Here is a 16664-nt window from a genome sequence, read left to right as displayed (position 1 = left end):
CCTACCAAGAGAGTTGTGAAGTCTATCACAATAATTTCTTTGGAACAAAAAATTGACTCACTTGTCAATAAATGGCGGTGAAGGAGGGATTCGAACCCTCGATACGGGATAAACCGTACTACTCCCTTAGCAGGGGAGCGCCTTCAGCCTCTCGGCCACCTCACCGTCTTTTGTTCCGTTTTACGATATGGCGCGCTCGAGAGGATTCGAACCTCTGACCGCCTGGTTCGTAGCCAGGTACTCTATCCAGCTGAGCTACGAGCGCGCAATTCATCGTAAAACGATTGTGCAAGAATGGCGGTGAAGGAGGGATTCGAACCCTCGATACGGGATAAACCGTATACTCCCTTAGCAGGGGAGCGCCTTCAGCCTCTCGGCCACCTCACCGTCTTGCGGAGGCACATATTACGATTTACCAAAAATAAGTCAAACATTTTCTTTGAAAAAATAGCGCAATACCGCTCAAGCGTTGCCTATTTAATCAATACGTGTAATTAATGAACTTTGTTGCTGTAAAAACAACCTTTAAGCAAGAAAATGACCTTATTGCCGTGCGATGAAATGCACGACCAAATGAGCAAAATTATCTGAGCAATCACTTACAAAACTTTCTTGTGCTAAACACAAAGCTACCCCATTTTAAATTGCCAAGTTGGAAGGTGTTTCACCACCTTGTTTTCTCATCCCCGGAACAAAGCATTTAAGAAAATGCAGATATAAAAAAGGCTGACCTTTATGGCCAGCCTCTATCATTCAGAGATTAAGCTTAGTAGTTACCTGGGGTAACGTTGCCTTTCTCAGCCTGAATGCGCATGTAGATCTCTTCACGGTGTACAGAAACGTCTTTAGGAGCGTTCACACCAATACGAACCTGGTTGCCTTTAACACCCAGTACCGTTACTGTCACTTCGTCACCAATCATCAGTGTTTCGCCTACGCGGCGAGTCAAAATTAGCATTCTTTGCTCCTTGAGTAATCTCTAAATCTCTAGCTACGAGGCTATTATCCAACAAAAGTTATATTTTCGTAAACTACCATGTTTGTGAAAATTAACCTAAAAAGGCTTGTTTCTGCTGAATATTTAAGGCTTCGTTAGAACTAATATAAGCATCGTGCAGTATGTTTGCTGCCTGATCGACACTCTCAGGAGATACAACTAACATACTGGACAACGGCGTCACACATTGATGACGAATCGCTATACCTTGTGTTGTCAGTGCATCACATGCATGTTGCATCAATGAATTTGCTTCAAGACCGACGACGGTCAACAAGCTTACTGCTTCACTATTACGGATTTTATCGCTGAAAACCAGATCCAACTTAGCACAAGCATCCTGTTTTATCATGATACCTGCCCAATCTGCTTCTTCGATCACATTCCAAATTTCAATACCCAACATCTGACATTGCTTTGTCAGGCTGGATAAAGACTCTTTAGAGACCTTAATCATGGCAAGATCGCGTTGCAGTGCTATACCGCATACAGCTTGTGTGCCAGTTTCTCCTTTAACCAGACTCCCTTCATTAATCTCGAAGGTCGAAAGCACGCGTAGCGGCACCTCATTTTCCCAAGCGAATTGAACGCAAGGCAAATGCAGTACTTTAGCTCCTTTTCTGGCCATCTCTTCCATGGAAGGAAAATCAATAATGTCCAGTTTCTGAGCCGTTTTAACCACACGTGGATCACACGTATAAATACCATCAACGTCGGTAAAGATTTGACATTCATCAGCCGCTAATGCGCCAGCTAATGTCACGGCACTCGTATCGGAGCCGCCTCGACCTAAAGTGGTGATATCCCCATTTTCATTCACACCCTGAAAACCTGCGACAATCACGATCTGATCTTGTTTAAGCAGCTCGTTAATTGGCGTCGTATCAATGTGTTTAATCGTCGCGTCATTGTGCTGAGTATCCGTCACAATATTCGCTTGTGCTCCGGTAAGTGAGCGCGCTGCATAGCCTAATTTATTCAGCGTCATTGCTAGCAGTGCCATAGACACTTGCTCACCAGCAGAGAGCAAAACATCAAGTTCCCGGGCCGTAGGTACACTATCTACCTGCTTAGCCAAGTCCAATAGTCGGTTGGTTTCACCTGCCATCGCAGAGACAACAACGACAACTTGATTACCATCATTTTTCGCCTTAATGATGTGTTCAGCCACTGTATGAATTCTTTCAATCGAACCCATAGAGGTTCCGCCGAACTTTTGCACGATAAGGGATTTTTTCACCAGTCTTCACCTTCCCAAGACCAAAGTCTCATTCGGACCACTTCCTATTTGATCTGACAAATATTCCGCAGTAGTTACATAAAAAACCAAGCAGTTTAATTGGTCTGTTTAAATTTCCGCCAATTAAACCACTTGGTTGACACAAAAAAAATACGCTCAATCAAAAAAACTTTGATTGAGCGTTATGATTTATAAATTAAAGACGTTCAGCGATCCACGCGTCGACAGATGCCAGAGCTGAAGGTAGAGCCGAGCTATCGGTACCACCAGCCTGTGCCATATCAGGACGGCCGCCACCTTTACCACCCACTTGCTGCGCAACCATGTTAACAAGCTCGCCTGCTTTCACTTTTGAAGTCAAATCTTGGGTCACACCCGCGATCAAACCCACTTTATCATCAGCAACGTTACCCAACATAATGATGCCGCTGCCCATTTGGTTTTTCAGCTCATCCACCATGCCGCGCAGCGCTTTGTTATCAGCACCGTCAAGTTTCGCTACTAAGACTTTCACACCCGCAATTTCTTTTACTTGATCAATCAAGTTTGCGCTTGCTTGTGAAGCCAGCTTGTCTTTAAGCTGTTGAATTTCTTTCTCTAGCGACTTCGCTTTATTCGCTGCATCTTGAAGTTTCTCTTCAAACTTACGAGCTTGTGCGTCAATCGCCTCAAGCGCAGCTTCGCCAGTTACCGCTTCAATACGGCGAATACCCGCAGCAATACCACCTTCTGAAGTGATCTTGAACAAGCCAATATCACCAGTATTTGATGCGTGAATACCACCACAAAGTTCGGTAGAGAAATCACCCATAGACAACACACGAACTTCGTCATCGTATTTCTCACCGAACAACGCCATAGCGCCTTTCTGCTTCGCCGATTCGATGTCCATGATGTTAGTTTCAATGGCATGGTTACGACGAATCTGAGCATTCACTAGACGTTCAACTTCTTTCAGCTCTGCTGCTGTGACAGCTTCTAGATGTGAGAAGTCAAAACGTAAGTTCTCAGCCTTCACCAATGAGCCTTTTTGCGCTACGTGTTCACCTAGAACTTGGCGTAGAGCGGCATGAAGCAAGTGTGTTGCTGAGTGGTTGAGTGAAATTGCAGCACGGCGCTCAGCATCCACGATCGCAGAAACTTGATCACCTTTTGCTAGTACACCTTCAACTAGAACCCCGTGGTGCGCAATTGCGTTACCTAATTTCTGGGTGTCTTCCACTTGGAATAGACCTGATTCTGTTTTTAATACACCTGAGTCGCCACACTGACCGCCCGACTCTGCGTAGAATGGTGTTTCACCAAGGATAATGATCGCTTTGTCGCCAGCCGACAGAGAGTCAGCCGCTTCACCTTCAACGAAGATTTCAGCAACAACGCTGTTACCTTGAGTGCCTGCGTATCCACAGAATTCCGTTTCAGATTCAGTTTTGATTTTCGCGTTGTAATCGGTACCAAACTGACCTGCTTCACGAGCGCGCTGACGTTGCTCTTCCATCGCTTTCTCGAAACCAGCTTCGTCGATAGTGAAATCTCGTTCACGAGCAACATCGTTCGTTAAGTCAGCAGGGAAACCGTAAGTGTCATAAAGCTTGAATACCGTTTCACCGTCCAGCTCTTTACCTTCAAGTGCATCGAGAGCCTCATTGAGGATAACCATGCCGCGCTCGAGTGTACGGCCAAAGTTTTCTTCTTCGATGCGAAGTACTTTTTCAACAATCGCTTGTTGCTTCTTAAGTTCGTCAGCGGCACTGCCCATCGCTTCAGCCAATACGCCGACAAGTTTGTGGAAGAATACGCCTTGTGCACCTAGCTTGTTACCGTGACGAACGGCGCGACGAATGATGCGACGTAGCACGTAACCACGACCTTCGTTTGAAGGCATCACGCCATCCGCGATTAGAAATGAACAAGAGCGGATGTGGTCTGCGATAACGCGTAGCGACTGGTTTGATAGGTCTTCACAACCGACGATCTCAGCTGTCGCTTTGATTAGCTTTTGGAATACATCAATTTCATAGTTTGAATGGACGCCCTGCATGATGGCAGAAATACGCTCAATGCCCATGCCCGTATCAACAGACGGCTTAGGTAGCGGCTCCATCGTGCCATCGGCATGGCGGTTGAACTGCATGAAAACGTTGTTCCAGATTTCGATGAAACGGTCACCATCCTCTTCAGGAGAGCCAGGACGACCACCCCAAATGTGTTCACCGTGGTCATAAAAGATCTCAGTACAAGGACCACAAGGCCCTGTGTCACCCATAGTCCAGAAGTTGTCTGACTCGTACTGCTTACCACCCTTTTTATCGCCGATGCGAATGATGCGATCAGCTGGAACACCAACTTTTTGGTTCCAGATATCAAAAGCTTCATCATCCGTTTCGTAAACTGTGACCAAAAGGAGATCTTTTGGCAGTTTTAGCGTCTCAGTGAGGAATTCCCAAGCAAAAGCAATCGCGTCTTCTTTGAAGTAGTCACCAAAGCTGAAGTTGCCTAGCATTTCAAAGAAAGTATGGTGACGAGCGGTAAAACCTACGTTTTCTAGGTCATTGTGTTTACCACCTGCACGTACACAACGTTGAGCCGTCGTTGCTCGAGTGTAGGCACGCTTTTCTGCGCCCAAAAAGCAATCTTTGAATTGGTTCATACCCGCGTTAGTAAATAGCAGGGTCGGATCGTTATGTGGAACCAACGATGAACTTTCTACGATTTGGTGTCCTTTGCTCTCAAAGAACTTGAGGAACGCGTTACGAACCTCATCAGTGCTCATGTACATGCAGCTCTTCCTGAAAATAGTCGAGTTAGAATTTTGCCGTATTGTAGATCATGCTTAAAGCTTCGACTAGTTTTCTTATGGAAAAGAGCGGATGAAATGAAAAAATCGTTTAATAGCGAGAAATCATGATTTCTTTACGAAAGTGAGGAGAGAAAAGTTAGGAGGGAATGGACGGAAACATTATGCTTCATCGCTTAGCGCATAGCGTATCTGTTCAAATGAAAAACCACGATATTGGAGAAAGCGAACTTGTTTTGCATACTCTTTTTGTTCTTTGGCCTTTACTCCGTTGAACTTTTTCATTGCAACGGATTTGGCTAGCTCAAACCAATCTTGTGGCTCTTCCGTAAATGCATTTTCAACCACAGAATCGGCGACTTGCTTAAGCGATAACTCCTGTCGTATGCGTCTTTCTCCATGCCCTTTTCCAACGTGTTGTCGGATTTGGCTTTTGGCATAACGAAGATCATCGAGATAACCATGTTCCAAGCAAAAATGCAGCGCATTTTCAATATCTTGGCTAGCGTATCCTTTCACAGTGAGTTTTTGTTTTAACTCATACTGACCATGATCTCGTCGACTGAGCAGCTGAATCGCCGTGTCTTTGCAACTCATCATTGGCGGCGTAAAGCGATGATGCATCAGAACTCCTTAAATAGGGGGGATAAGTAAAGAAAGTGAATCCGAAATAGAAAAGAGAAAAGAAGAAAAAAGCCCTGCATTGCAGGGCTTGATGAAATAGAGGCTGAAATTAAAACTCTTCTTGCTCTGGCATTTCTTCGACTAACTCTGCCGATTCATCGTTGATGTTTGCTGAAGAAAGCAACAATTCACGCAATTTTGTATCCAGTACTTTTGCTACATCTACGTTTTCTTTCAGGTACTTACATGCGTTCGCTTTACCTTGGCCAATTTTGTCGCCGTTATAGCTATACCAAGCACCTGATTTTTCAATCAGCTTACATTTCACGCCTAGGTCAATCAGTTCACCTTCACGGTTAAAGCCCTGGCCGTACATAATTTGAGTGTTGGCTTCTTTAAACGGCGCAGCGATCTTATTCTTCACCACTTTGATACGCGTTTCGTTACCCACTACCTCATCGCCTTCTTTGATCGCACCAGTACGGCGAATATCAAGACGAACAGAAGCGTAGAATTTCAGTGCGTTACCACCTGTTGTGGTTTCTGGGTTACCAAACATCACACCGATCTTCATACGGATCTGGTTGATGAAGATACACATACAGTTAGACTGTTTTAGGTTCCCCGTTAACTTACGCATCGCTTGAGAGAGCATACGAGCTTGAAGACCCATGTGCGAATCGCCCATCTCACCTTCGATTTCTGCCTTTGGTGTCAATGCTGCCACAGAGTCGACAACAATAACGTCAACCGCACCTGAGCGAGCAAGAGCATCACAGATTTCCAATGCTTGTTCACCCGTATCAGGCTGAGATACCAACAATTGGTCGATATTAACGCCAAGTTTCTTCGCATACACAGGATCTAACGCGTGCTCAGCATCGATAAACGCACAAGTTTTGCCTTCACGTTGAGCCGCAGCGATCAGCTCAAGGGTCAACGTGGTTTTACCTGAAGATTCTGGACCAAAAATTTCAACTATACGGCCCATTGGTAAGCCACCAGCACCCAGCGCAATATCCAGAGATAGTGAACCTGTCGAGATGGTTTCAACATCCATCGCACGGTTGTCACCTAGGCGCATGATTGAACCTTTACCGAACTGCTTTTCAATTTGACCTAGCGCGGCGGCCAGTGCCTTCTGTTTGTTCTCGTCCATTACTCTCTCCAGATAGTCACTCTCAGGTGATAGGTAATTATGTCGAAATAGGGTCGACAATGTTTGTCATGTTGGGGCTCATTATACTGTTGATTTGTACAGTGTCCACCCCTGTATAAAAAATTTCGCCTGTTATTTACGTTCACTGCCATTTTTCAGTAGCGCATCACACAAGACTTTTAAACTGTATTCAATCGCTTGTATGCGAACTTTTGCTCTATCGCCGGCAAAATAGCAGGTCTCACACCGTAGCCATCCATATTTATCAGCAAAACCAAAACAAACGGTGCCAACAGGCTTTTCCGCGCTACCACCGCTAGGCCCAGCAATGCCACTAATGGACACCGCGATAGTTGCATTCGAATGGGCTAAAGTCCCCAGTACCATTTCTTTAACCACAGCCTCCGAGACCGCACCAAAATCGGCCAAGGTTTTTTCTGCCACTCCCAACATTTCTTGTTTTGCTTCATTGCTATAAGTGACAAATGCACGATCAAACCAAGCCGAGCTGCCCGCGACTTCCGTGACCATGTTTGCAACGCCACCGCCCGTACACGATTCGGCGGTAGCCAACACTTCACCTTGTTGCAAAAGGCGCTCACCCAGTTGTTCTGATAATTGTATTAGTGATTGCATGCCGATTTCCCTTTTCTCTCTTTTACACTATCAGTGATTCACGTATCCTAAGCCGCAAACAGTCCAAACTAAAGATAAAAACCGTGAAAGCTGAACAACAACATACCCCAATGATGCAGCAATACCTCAGATTGAAGGCAGAAAATCCCGATATTTTGCTGTTTTATCGCATGGGCGACTTCTACGAACTTTTTTACGACGATGCAAAGAAGGCGTCGCAGTTGCTGGATATTTCTCTCACCAAGCGCGGCGCTTCGGCAGGAGAACCCATTCCTATGGCTGGTGTGCCATTTCATGCCGTTGAAGGGTATTTGGCGAAATTGGTTCAGCTTGGGGAATCCGTCGCGATCTGCGAGCAAGTTGGTGATCCTGCCACCAGTAAAGGCCCCGTAGAGCGCAAAGTCGTTCGTATTGTCACGCCGGGTACAGTAACAGATGAAGCTTTACTGTCTGAACGTTTGGATAACTTAATTGCCGCGATTTATCACCACAATGGCAAATTCGGCTACGCCACCTTGGATGTCACCTCTGGTCGTTTCCAATTGGTTGAACCTCAGTCAGAAGAGGCAATGGCTGCTGAGCTACAACGCACCTCTCCGCGTGAGTTACTCTTCCCAGAAGATTTTGAGCCCGTTCATTTGATGACAGGCCGTAACGGCAACCGTCGTCGTCCAGTTTGGGAGTTCGAACTTGAAACGGCCAAACAACAGCTCAACCAGCAATTTGGCACCAAAGACTTGGTCGGCTTTGGCGTAGAAAATGCGATGTTAGGGTTGTGCGCCGCAGGTTGCTTGATCCAGTATGTCAAAGATACTCAACGTACAGCACTTCCTCATATCCGCGCGCTTACTTATGATCGCCAAGATGACTCGGTTATCCTTGATGCCGCGACCAGACGCAATCTCGAATTGACTCAAAACCTCGCTGGCGGAAGTGACAACACGCTTGCTGCGGTTTTGGATCGTTGCGCGACGCCAATGGGAAGCCGGATGCTAAAACGCTGGATCCATCAACCAATGCGCTGTATTACCACGCGAGAGCACCGCCTAGACGCCATCGCCGAACTGAAAGAACAAGCTCTATTTAGCGATATTCATCCCGTGGTGAAACAAATCGGCGATATTGAACGTATTTTGGCTCGCTTAGCACTCCGCTCCGCACGTCCACGCGATCTCGCTCGATTACGCCATGCGATGCAACAACTACCCGAATTAGCTCAAGCGCTGTCTTCACTGGGTAATAGCCATCTCAAATCACTGGCCACGGCAGCCGCTCCAATGGATGATGTGTGTGAGTTGCTCGAGCGTGCCATTAAAGAAAACCCGCCAGTAGTGATTCGCGATGGAGGTGTCATTGCCGAAGGGTACAGCGCAGATTTGGATGAATGGCGCGATCTTGCAGACGGTGCCACTGGCTACTTGGAAAAACTCGAAGAGGAAGAGCGAGATCGCCACGGCATCGATACGCTTAAAGTGGGATACAACAATGTCCACGGTTTCTACATCCAAGTAAGCCGCGGCCAAAGCCATTTGGTTCCACCACACTATGTTCGCCGTCAAACGCTGAAAAACGCTGAACGTTACATCATTCCTGAACTGAAAGAGCATGAAGATAAAGTTCTCAACTCAAAATCCAAAGCGTTAGCCATTGAAAAGCAACTGTGGGAAGAGCTCTTTGATCTGTTGCTACCTCACCTAGCCCGTTTGCAAGAGTTGGCAGCAGCGGTTGCACAATTGGATGTATTGCAGAATTTGGCGGAGCGTGCTGATACGCTTGATTATTGTCGACCAAATTTAACCAAAGATCCCATCGTTCACATTACCGCGGGTCGTCATCCTGTGGTGGAACAAGTCACTTCCGATCCCTTTATTGCCAACCCAATAGAACTGAACAGCCAACGTAAAATGTTGATCATCACCGGTCCAAACATGGGGGGTAAATCCACCTACATGCGCCAAACCGCATTGATTGCTTTAATGGCGCACATTGGTTCTTACGTTCCTGCCGAATCTGCCACCATTGGCTCAATTGATCGCATCTTTACTCGAATTGGCGCATCGGATGATCTCGCGTCAGGACGTTCAACCTTCATGGTAGAAATGACAGAAACAGCTAATATCTTGCACAACGCGACAGCAAATAGCTTAGTTTTGATGGATGAAATTGGACGTGGTACCAGTACCTATGATGGCCTTTCTCTAGCGTGGGCAAGCGCACACTGGCTTGCGACTCAGATTGGCGCGATGACGTTATTTGCGACGCATTACTTTGAACTGACAGAACTGCCTAATCAACTTCCTCACTTGGCCAACGTGCATCTTGATGCGGTTGAGCATGGCGACAGCATCGCCTTTATGCACGCCGTACAAGAGGGGGCGGCAAGCAAATCCTACGGTTTGGCGGTTGCGGGGTTAGCGGGTGTTCCAAAAACGGTGATTAAAAACGCCCGTCAAAAATTGTCTCAACTTGAGCTGCTCAGCGCAGAGGGTTCTCAGCCAAAAGCAAGAACGGTGGATATCGCCAACCAATTGAGCCTCATTCCAGAGCCAAGTGAAGTAGAACAAACTTTGGCTAGCATAGATCCAGATGATCTGACCCCACGCCAAGCGCTAGAAGCCCTATATCGTTTAAAGAAAATGCTCTAACATTTTAAAACGAGCATCACTAAAATGACAAAAGGCTATGAACCCATAGCCTTTTTTCTATTGGAGATATGCAAACTCAATCCATATCGATATCAAACAAGTTTTCCATATTCAGACCTTGTTTGATCAGAACTTCACGGAGGCGACGTAACCCTTCAACCTGAATCTGGCGCACTCGCTCACGAGTTAAACCAATCTCTTGTCCAACCTCTTCCAGCGTTGAAGGCTCATAGCCCAACAAACCAAAGCGACGTGCCAACACTTCTTTTTGTTTCGGATTGAGCTCTTCCAACCAATGAATCAAGGAAACACGCATGTCTTCATCTTGCGTTGAAACCTCTGGGTCAGAGTTGTTTGCATCAGGAATAATATCTAATAACGCCTTCTCTCCATCTCCACCAATCGGCGTATCAACAGAACTAATACGCTCGTTCAAACGCAGCATTTTGCTCACATCGTCAACCGGAATATCCAGTTGCGCAGCGATCTCTTCAGCGGTTGGCTCATGATCGAGTTTTTGAGAAAGCTCACGCGCCGTACGTAGATAAATGTTCAGCTCTTTAACAACATGGATAGGTAAACGGATGGTTCGAGTCTGATTCATTAAAGCACGTTCGATGGTTTGGCGAATCCACCATGTTGCGTAAGTCGAGAAGCGGAAACCACGCTCAGGATCGAATTTCTCAACCGCACGGATCAAACCAAGGTTACCCTCTTCAATCAAATCAAGCAGTGCAAGACCGCGATTACTGTAACGGCGGGAAATCTTAACCACTAGACGTAAGTTACTTTCAATCATACGTTTACGCGCGGCTTCATCGCCTCGTAATGCACGTCGAGCATAAAGCACTTCTTCTTCTGCGGTTAATAGTGGAGAAAAGCCAATTTCTCCTAGATAGAGCTGTGTCGCGTCTAAGCTCTTGTTGCTGGCGTCAAACTCCTCGCGAAGTGTGACTTTTTCTTCGGTAAGATCTTCTTTTTCATTCATCTCGATATCGTCGTTAAAATCATCATCCATCTGATTAACATCGAGATCTTTAACTTTGGTGACTGTGTTGCTGATACTCATAACGCCTCCCCATGGCGAGTTAGCAAGACATTACAACTTTAAATGTCGCTAGTTGTGTCGCAAGTTGTTTCAAAGTTGATTTACGGTAAATAGCGCTTTGGATTCACTGATTTACCTTGGTAACGAATTTCGAAGTGCAGCATCACTGTTTTGGCTCCAGAACTGCCCATTGTGGCGATTTGTTGCCCAGCTTTAACACTTTGCCCTTCCGATACCAACAACCGATCGTTATGCGCATACGCACTGAGGTAATTATCGTTATGTTTAACAATGATTAAATTGCCATAACCTCTTAGCGCGTTACCCGAATAAACCACGGTACCTCCTGCCGTTGAAACGATAGGCTGACCTCGCTGTCCTGCGATATCAATGCCTTTATTTCCTTGTTCTCCTGCAGAGAAGTTTTTAATTACTCTCCCTTTTGTTGGCCACTGCCACTTGGCTATTTTTTCGTTATTTGCCGGTGGTGGTGAAGTGGTGATTTTAACATTTTCCTTACCTTTTGAACCAACATACTCCTTTGGTTTGGATTGATCAATACCCTTAACTGGATCTTTTTTAACCACTTGAGGCGCAGGTTTTGCGGGCTTCTGAGTAGAGTTATTACTCGATTCTTTTGGTGTTGTCGGTGTAGGTTTGGGAGCCACCACCGCAACCGTTGACGCAGCAACCACAGTTGTAGCAGGGGTTTCTACCGTTTGGCCATATTTTGGTGCGACATAAGCAGGTGCCCACAACTTGAGTTTCTGGCCCGGATAAATCGTGTAAGGCTCTGTCAAATTATTGAAACGGATTAACTCATTTACATCTTTATCTGTGACGTAGGATATAAAATACAGCGTATCGCCCTTTTCAACCTCGTAATAACTGCCGCGATAGCTACCACGATCAACCGTGTTATAGTCTTTACTCAATCCCGTGACCGGCGCAGGAGTATGCGCAGCACAGCCTACCAGTAAAGCTGTACTGAGAATCATTGAACCACGTAAATAAAGACGCTTACTCACACCTAATCTCAAATTATGCCAAGTCTCCGGCGATCAGCGGCACAAAGTTCACCGCTTCGATCACTTGGGAAACAAACTGATCTTTTTGACGCTCAATCAAGATCAAATGCTGCTCATCCGTACCGACAGGGAGTACCATGCGGCCACCATCATTCAATTGTTGAAGTAACGCCGGTGGAACACTTTCTGCTGCGGCGGTCACAATGATCGCGTCAAAAGGTCCTTTATTTTCCCAGCCAAGCCAGCCGTCGCCATGCTTAGTCGAGACATTGTAGATATCCAACTGTTTTAAGCGACGTTTTGCATCCCACTGTAAAGATTTGATGCGCTCAACAGAATATACATGCTCAACCAGAAGCGCTAATACTGCGGTTTGATAACCCGATCCAGTGCCAATTTCCAATACTTTACTGTCTCTTTTAAGACGCAAAAGTTCCGTCATTTTGGCCACAATATAGGGCTGAGAGATTGTCTGACCTTGACCAATAGGCAAAGCGTTGTTGTCATAAGCCTGATGCATCATAGCTTGTGACAAAAAACACTCTCTCGGCACACGAGCGATGGCTGATAAAACTTCGCTATCACGGATGCCATTGACCGCTAAGAAGTGAACCAATCTTTCTGCTTGAGGATTGCTCATGATTACTTTTCCTTTAGCCAAGTATCCATCGCTCGGAGTGATTCATATGCAGTTAAATCAACTTGCAGTGGTGTAATAGACACATAGCCTTGCTCAATCGCGTGAAAATCGGTTCCCTCTCCCGCATCTTGCTCTTTGCCCGGAGGGCCTAACCAGTAGATTTCATGACCACGGGGATCAAGCTGCTTGATCATATTCTCTGCATGATGGCGTGCGCCTAAACGAGTCACTCGTATCTCTTTGAGCTGCTCGAGCGGCAGATCCGGAATATTGATGTTCAATAAACGATTAGTCGGAATAGGTTTCGCTAAATGTTGCTCAACGATCTGCTTGGCAATGGTTGCTGCGGTTTTAAAGTGGCTTTTACCAACCAGAGAAAAAGCGATCGACTGCACACCAAGAAAATGCCCTTCCATCGCTGCAGCGACCGTGCCCGAATAAAGCACATCATCCCCTAGATTGGCGCCATGATTGATGCCACTTAACACTAAGTCTGGGAGATCATTTTTCAGTAGTTCGTTTAAAGCAAAATGGACACAATCAGTGGGCGTGCCTTGCACTGAATAAACATTTTCTTCAACACAGGTCACTCGCAGTGGCTGTTCCAGCGTTAGCGAGTTTGACGCTCCTGAGCGATTGCGATCCGGTGCAACGATGATCACTTCTGCCAATGTGCTTAGTTCGTTAGCTAACGTGCGAATACCTTCTGCAAAAACGCCATCGTCATTACTCAGCAAAATGCGCAGCGGTTTAGTTTGCTTATCTTCCATGATAATTAGAATTCTCTTTCAAACGCGATTTCTTGCACTAGCTCGCGGATAATGGACGTTGCAAAAGAGCCTGCATCGAGCGAGAAAGTCAGGGTGATGCTATTACCATCCACTTGCCAACTGAGATTGGCCGGCTTCAATGCGATCGCTCGACGATCGTGTCTCATGCGATTACCGCGAATCAGCGCCATAAGATCGGGTTCAGCATCTAAGAACACTTGCTCTAACGCCAACGCGTTATCTTGAGTCGGCAAGGCATTATCGCCAGCCAAAGCACCACTGATCACCAAGTCGCCAGCATCATATTGAGACTGGAGATCCGCATGATTTTCTGCACTCACCAACAGCTGTTCATCCCCCTTAAACAGGATGTCGCCAAGCAAAACCTTATCGAACAGTGATTGCTCAAGTCGCGCCGAGACAATTAAATTGAAGATCCACGAACGCGCAGCAGACAAGTAGAGGCTACGTTGATTTTGATTGCGGCTACGAACATTGTCTCTGCCCCAACGTTTTGCTTCTTGCAGGTTATTGCCATTGTTACCAAAACGCTGATTACCAAAATAATTTGGAACACCAAGCTTTGCGACCGTCTCTAGACGTTTGAGCACATCGTCCACATCTGAGACTTCCGATAACGTCACGACGAAATCGTTCCCAACAAGATCCCCTGGTCGTAACTTCTTGTTATGACGAGCGGTAGCGAGAATTTCAATCGATGGGTATTGCGCGAGGAAAGCGGAAAAATCCGGTGTTTCCGCTTTAGGCAAATGAACACTAAGCCATTGTTCCGTCACCGCGTGGCGATCTTTCAAGCCAGCCCAACTGACGTCTTTTGATTTCACGCCACATGCTTTCGCCAATTCATTGGCAACAAAGGAGGTGTTCTCGCCAGTTTTTCGGATGCGTACCATCAGGTGCTCACCAGAACCAGTGAACTCAAAACCTAAGTCTTCTCTTACCTGAAAATGTTCTGGTTTTGCTTTGATTTTTGCTTGTGCGGTTGGTTTACCCGCTAAATAGGCCAGAGAAGCCAAAGTGTCTGTCATAGAACTATCCACTGCCAGTTTTGCTAATGCTAATATTATTGCTTAATCAGTAACACAACGGCTTCCGTTGCAATACCTTCTTTGCGTCCTGTAAAACCCAAACGCTCGGTTGTTGTCGCTTTGACATTAATATTACGAATATCGGTTTCCAAGTCGTGAGCGATGGCTTCACGCATGGCATCGATATAAGGGGCCATTTTGGGTGCTTGCGCGATGATGGTCACATCCGCATTCCCCAGTTTGTAGCCTTGTTCTTTGACTCGGCGATAAACGTCTTTCAAGAGCTCTCGACTGTCTGCCCCTTTCCATTTGTCATCCGTATCTGGAAAATGTCGGCCAATATCACCTGCGGCAATCGCCCCCAGCAGAGCATCGCTTAACGCATGTAAAGCAACATCACCATCGGAGTGAGCAATCAGTCCTTGTTCATAAGGAACCGCAACACCACCGATGATAACCGGGCCTTCGCCACCAAATTTGTGTACATCGAAACCATGACCAATTCTCATCATTTTCTATCCTTTTCTCGGCTCAAATAAAATTCCGCTAAAGCGAGATCTTCAGGTTGAGTGACTTTGATGTTACTCGAGCACCCTTGAACTAAAGCTGGCAGCTCTCCTCGCCATTCTAACGCGGAGGCTTCGTCGGTAATCGCCACACCTTGTGCCAACGCATCGCTTAGCGCGTCTGTCAGCACTTCGGTTTTGAACATTTGCGGCGTTAAGGCATGCCAAAGTGCATTGCGATCCACCGTATGGTCGATCATTTGTTGTGCGTTTGCGCGCTTCATCGTGTCACGCACAGGCGTCGCCAAAATCGCCCCCGTCTCATGCGAGGAGCAGCGTTCAATCAAGGCATCAATATCTTGATGAGCAACACAAGGTCTTGCGGCATCATGCACGAGAACCCAATCTGCTTTTTGTTGCTGCTGCGAAAGGAAACGCAATGCCGATAACACCGAATCTGCACGCTCTTTTCCACCAGCAACACGAATGATATCGGGATGTTGCGCAATAGGGAGCTCTGGGTAATAAGGATCGTCTTCACTCACGGCAACGACGACTTGTGTAATGGCCGGATGAGAGAGCAACCTTTCGATGGTATGTTCTAAAATGGTTTTGCCGTGGATCTGCAAATACTGCTTTGGTCGGTCTGCCTTCATTCGACTGCCGACACCAGCGGCCGGTACAACGGCGACCAATGACGTCATACTACGCGCCATTATGGATTCTCCTCACCGACAATGCGATAGAATGTCTCCCCTTCTTTCAGCATACCCAGCTCGTGACGAGCACGCTCTTCAATGGCATCGAGCCCTTGCTTCAAGTCATCTATCTCTGCGTACATTTCGCTGTTTCTTGCCTGCAACTTGGTGTTCACCAATTGCTGCGCTTCAATATCACTTTCAATCGTGTAGTAATCGGAAACCCCATTTTTACCAAACCACAGGGTGTACTGCAGCCAACCAAACAGTAAGGTTAAAACGAGAATAAACAGTCGCATGGCAATTTACTTATGACTTATTAGAAGGAAAGATTGATCAAGCCCTGTTTATAGCACAATTAGCTCATTGGCTCTAGAGAGGGTTAGACAGAAGCAAGTGAAGAGAATGACAGAGCCCTATGCACAATCACTTTTCTATTGAACGGCGATAGAGAGACTCGCAGAGATATTGGCGATAAAAAAACACCCCGCAAGCGCGGGGTGTCAGACTGCTGACAAAGGTCTAGCTTTCGAGCTAGACCTTTGATCTAATAGGGGTATCGAAATATGGATACTCCGATATGCTTCAAGAACCCACCCCGCAACAATACGAACTAGAAATGGTGACGATGGAACAGTTAGTTCCTAAAGACCATTTAGTGCGCAAAATCGATAATGCTATCGACTTTGAATTCATTCGTGATGAAGTCGCTCATCTTTATTGTAAAGATAATGGGCGTCCACCTGTTGACCCTGTTCGTCTCTTCAAAATCATCTTGCTTGGTTATATCTTTGGTATAAAAAGTGAGCGTCAGCTCGTTAAAGAAA

At 46.3% G+C, this 16664-nt stretch carries 16 protein-coding genes and 3 tRNA genes; 2 read left to right on the top strand and 17 right to left on the bottom strand.

All coding sequences use genetic code 11. From position 1 onward, the window contains the following. Window positions 1–72: 72 nt before the first annotated feature. The 9 genes from CIK04_RS10275 to pncC form a co-directional block, all read right to left on the bottom strand. Window positions 73–165, bottom strand: a tRNA-Ser gene (locus CIK04_RS10275). Window positions 166–188: 23 nt separating this feature from the next. Beyond that, window positions 189–265 (bottom strand) — tRNA-Arg (locus CIK04_RS10270). Between the two features lie 30 nt (window positions 266–295). Continuing rightward, window positions 296–387, bottom strand: a tRNA-Ser gene (locus tag CIK04_RS10265). A gap of 379 nt (window positions 388–766) precedes the next feature. Next, window positions 767–958: a carbon storage regulator CsrA gene (gene csrA / locus CIK04_RS10260; protein WP_011079528.1), complete on the bottom strand. Its 192-nt coding sequence runs from the start codon at window positions 956–958 to the stop codon at window positions 767–769. Between the two features lie 91 nt (window positions 959–1049). Continuing rightward, complete coding sequence (locus CIK04_RS10255; protein WP_038941435.1) at window positions 1050–2237, bottom strand: aspartate kinase; 1188 nt, start codon at window positions 2235–2237, stop codon at window positions 1050–1052. A gap of 196 nt (window positions 2238–2433) precedes the next feature. Beyond that, complete coding sequence (gene alaS / locus CIK04_RS10250; protein WP_097352078.1) at window positions 2434–5016, bottom strand: alanine--tRNA ligase; 2583 nt, start codon at window positions 5014–5016, stop codon at window positions 2434–2436. A gap of 180 nt (window positions 5017–5196) precedes the next feature. Next, window positions 5197–5658, bottom strand: a complete 462-nt coding sequence (gene recX, locus CIK04_RS10245) for a recombination regulator RecX (protein WP_038941439.1) — start codon at window positions 5656–5658, stop codon at window positions 5197–5199. A 109-nt stretch (window positions 5659–5767) separates the two neighbouring features. Continuing rightward, window positions 5768–6817, bottom strand: a complete 1050-nt coding sequence (gene recA, locus CIK04_RS10240) for a recombinase RecA (RefSeq protein ID WP_038941440.1) — start codon at window positions 6815–6817, stop codon at window positions 5768–5770. Window positions 6818–6949: 132 nt separating this feature from the next. After that, complete coding sequence (pncC, locus tag CIK04_RS10235) at window positions 6950–7453, bottom strand: nicotinamide-nucleotide amidase (RefSeq protein WP_017420280.1); 504 nt, start codon at window positions 7451–7453, stop codon at window positions 6950–6952. 83 nt (window positions 7454–7536) lie between these two features. Between pncC and mutS the strand changes: the two genes are divergently transcribed. Beyond that, complete coding sequence (gene mutS / locus CIK04_RS10230; protein WP_097352077.1) at window positions 7537–10098, top strand: DNA mismatch repair protein MutS; 2562 nt, start codon at window positions 7537–7539, stop codon at window positions 10096–10098. 76 nt (window positions 10099–10174) lie between these two features. On the opposite strand, the gene rpoS is transcribed toward mutS, so the two are convergent. From rpoS to ftsB, 8 genes are all read right to left on the bottom strand, one after another. After that, window positions 10175–11167, bottom strand: coding sequence for an RNA polymerase sigma factor RpoS (gene rpoS, locus CIK04_RS10225; protein WP_017420278.1), 993 nt, complete (start codon window positions 11165–11167; stop codon window positions 10175–10177). Window positions 11168–11247: 80 nt separating this feature from the next. Continuing rightward, entirely contained in the window at window positions 11248–12144 is an 897-nt protein-coding gene (locus CIK04_RS10220) for a peptidoglycan DD-metalloendopeptidase family protein (RefSeq protein ID WP_097352076.1), read from the bottom strand. A 43-nt stretch (window positions 12145–12187) separates the two neighbouring features. Then, on the bottom strand, window positions 12188–12814 hold the full coding sequence (locus CIK04_RS10215; protein ID WP_039548277.1) for a protein-L-isoaspartate(D-aspartate) O-methyltransferase: 627 nt from the start codon (window positions 12812–12814) through the stop codon (window positions 12188–12190). A 2-nt stretch (window positions 12815–12816) separates the two neighbouring features. Next, the gene (gene surE / locus CIK04_RS10210) at window positions 12817–13584 is read right to left on the bottom strand and encodes a 5'/3'-nucleotidase SurE (RefSeq protein ID WP_097352075.1); all 768 of its coding nucleotides are present in this window, start codon (window positions 13582–13584) and stop codon (window positions 12817–12819) included. Window positions 13585–13589: 5 nt separating this feature from the next. Then, window positions 13590–14633 carry a tRNA pseudouridine(13) synthase TruD gene (gene truD, locus CIK04_RS10205; RefSeq protein ID WP_045611400.1) on the bottom strand — a complete coding sequence of 348 codons (1044 nt, stop codon included), beginning with the start codon at window positions 14631–14633 and terminating at the stop codon, window positions 13590–13592. Between the two features lie 35 nt (window positions 14634–14668). After that, entirely contained in the window at window positions 14669–15145 is a 477-nt protein-coding gene (gene ispF / locus CIK04_RS10200; RefSeq protein ID WP_017420273.1) for a 2-C-methyl-D-erythritol 2,4-cyclodiphosphate synthase, read from the bottom strand. Further along, window positions 15142–15855, bottom strand: coding sequence for a 2-C-methyl-D-erythritol 4-phosphate cytidylyltransferase (ispD, locus tag CIK04_RS10195; RefSeq protein WP_038941446.1), 714 nt, complete (start codon window positions 15853–15855; stop codon window positions 15142–15144). The genes ispF and ispD overlap by 4 nt, the downstream gene beginning before the upstream one ends. Next, window positions 15855–16136 (bottom strand): cell division protein FtsB, encoded by a 282-nt coding sequence (gene ftsB / locus CIK04_RS10190; RefSeq protein ID WP_017420271.1) that lies wholly within the window; start codon window positions 16134–16136, stop codon window positions 15855–15857. The genes ispD and ftsB overlap by 1 nt, the downstream gene beginning before the upstream one ends. 281 nt (window positions 16137–16417) lie before the next feature. Between ftsB and CIK04_RS10185 the strand changes: the two genes are divergently transcribed. Further along, window positions 16418–16664: transposase (locus CIK04_RS10185; RefSeq protein WP_176463262.1), on the top strand; the 247-nt coding region annotated here is incomplete at its 3' end.

It is taken from the genome of Vibrio sp. 03_296, assembly GCF_002265885.1.
Note: the sequence above shows the minus strand (reverse complement) of the source record. Positions and strands in the feature narration are given on the sequence as shown.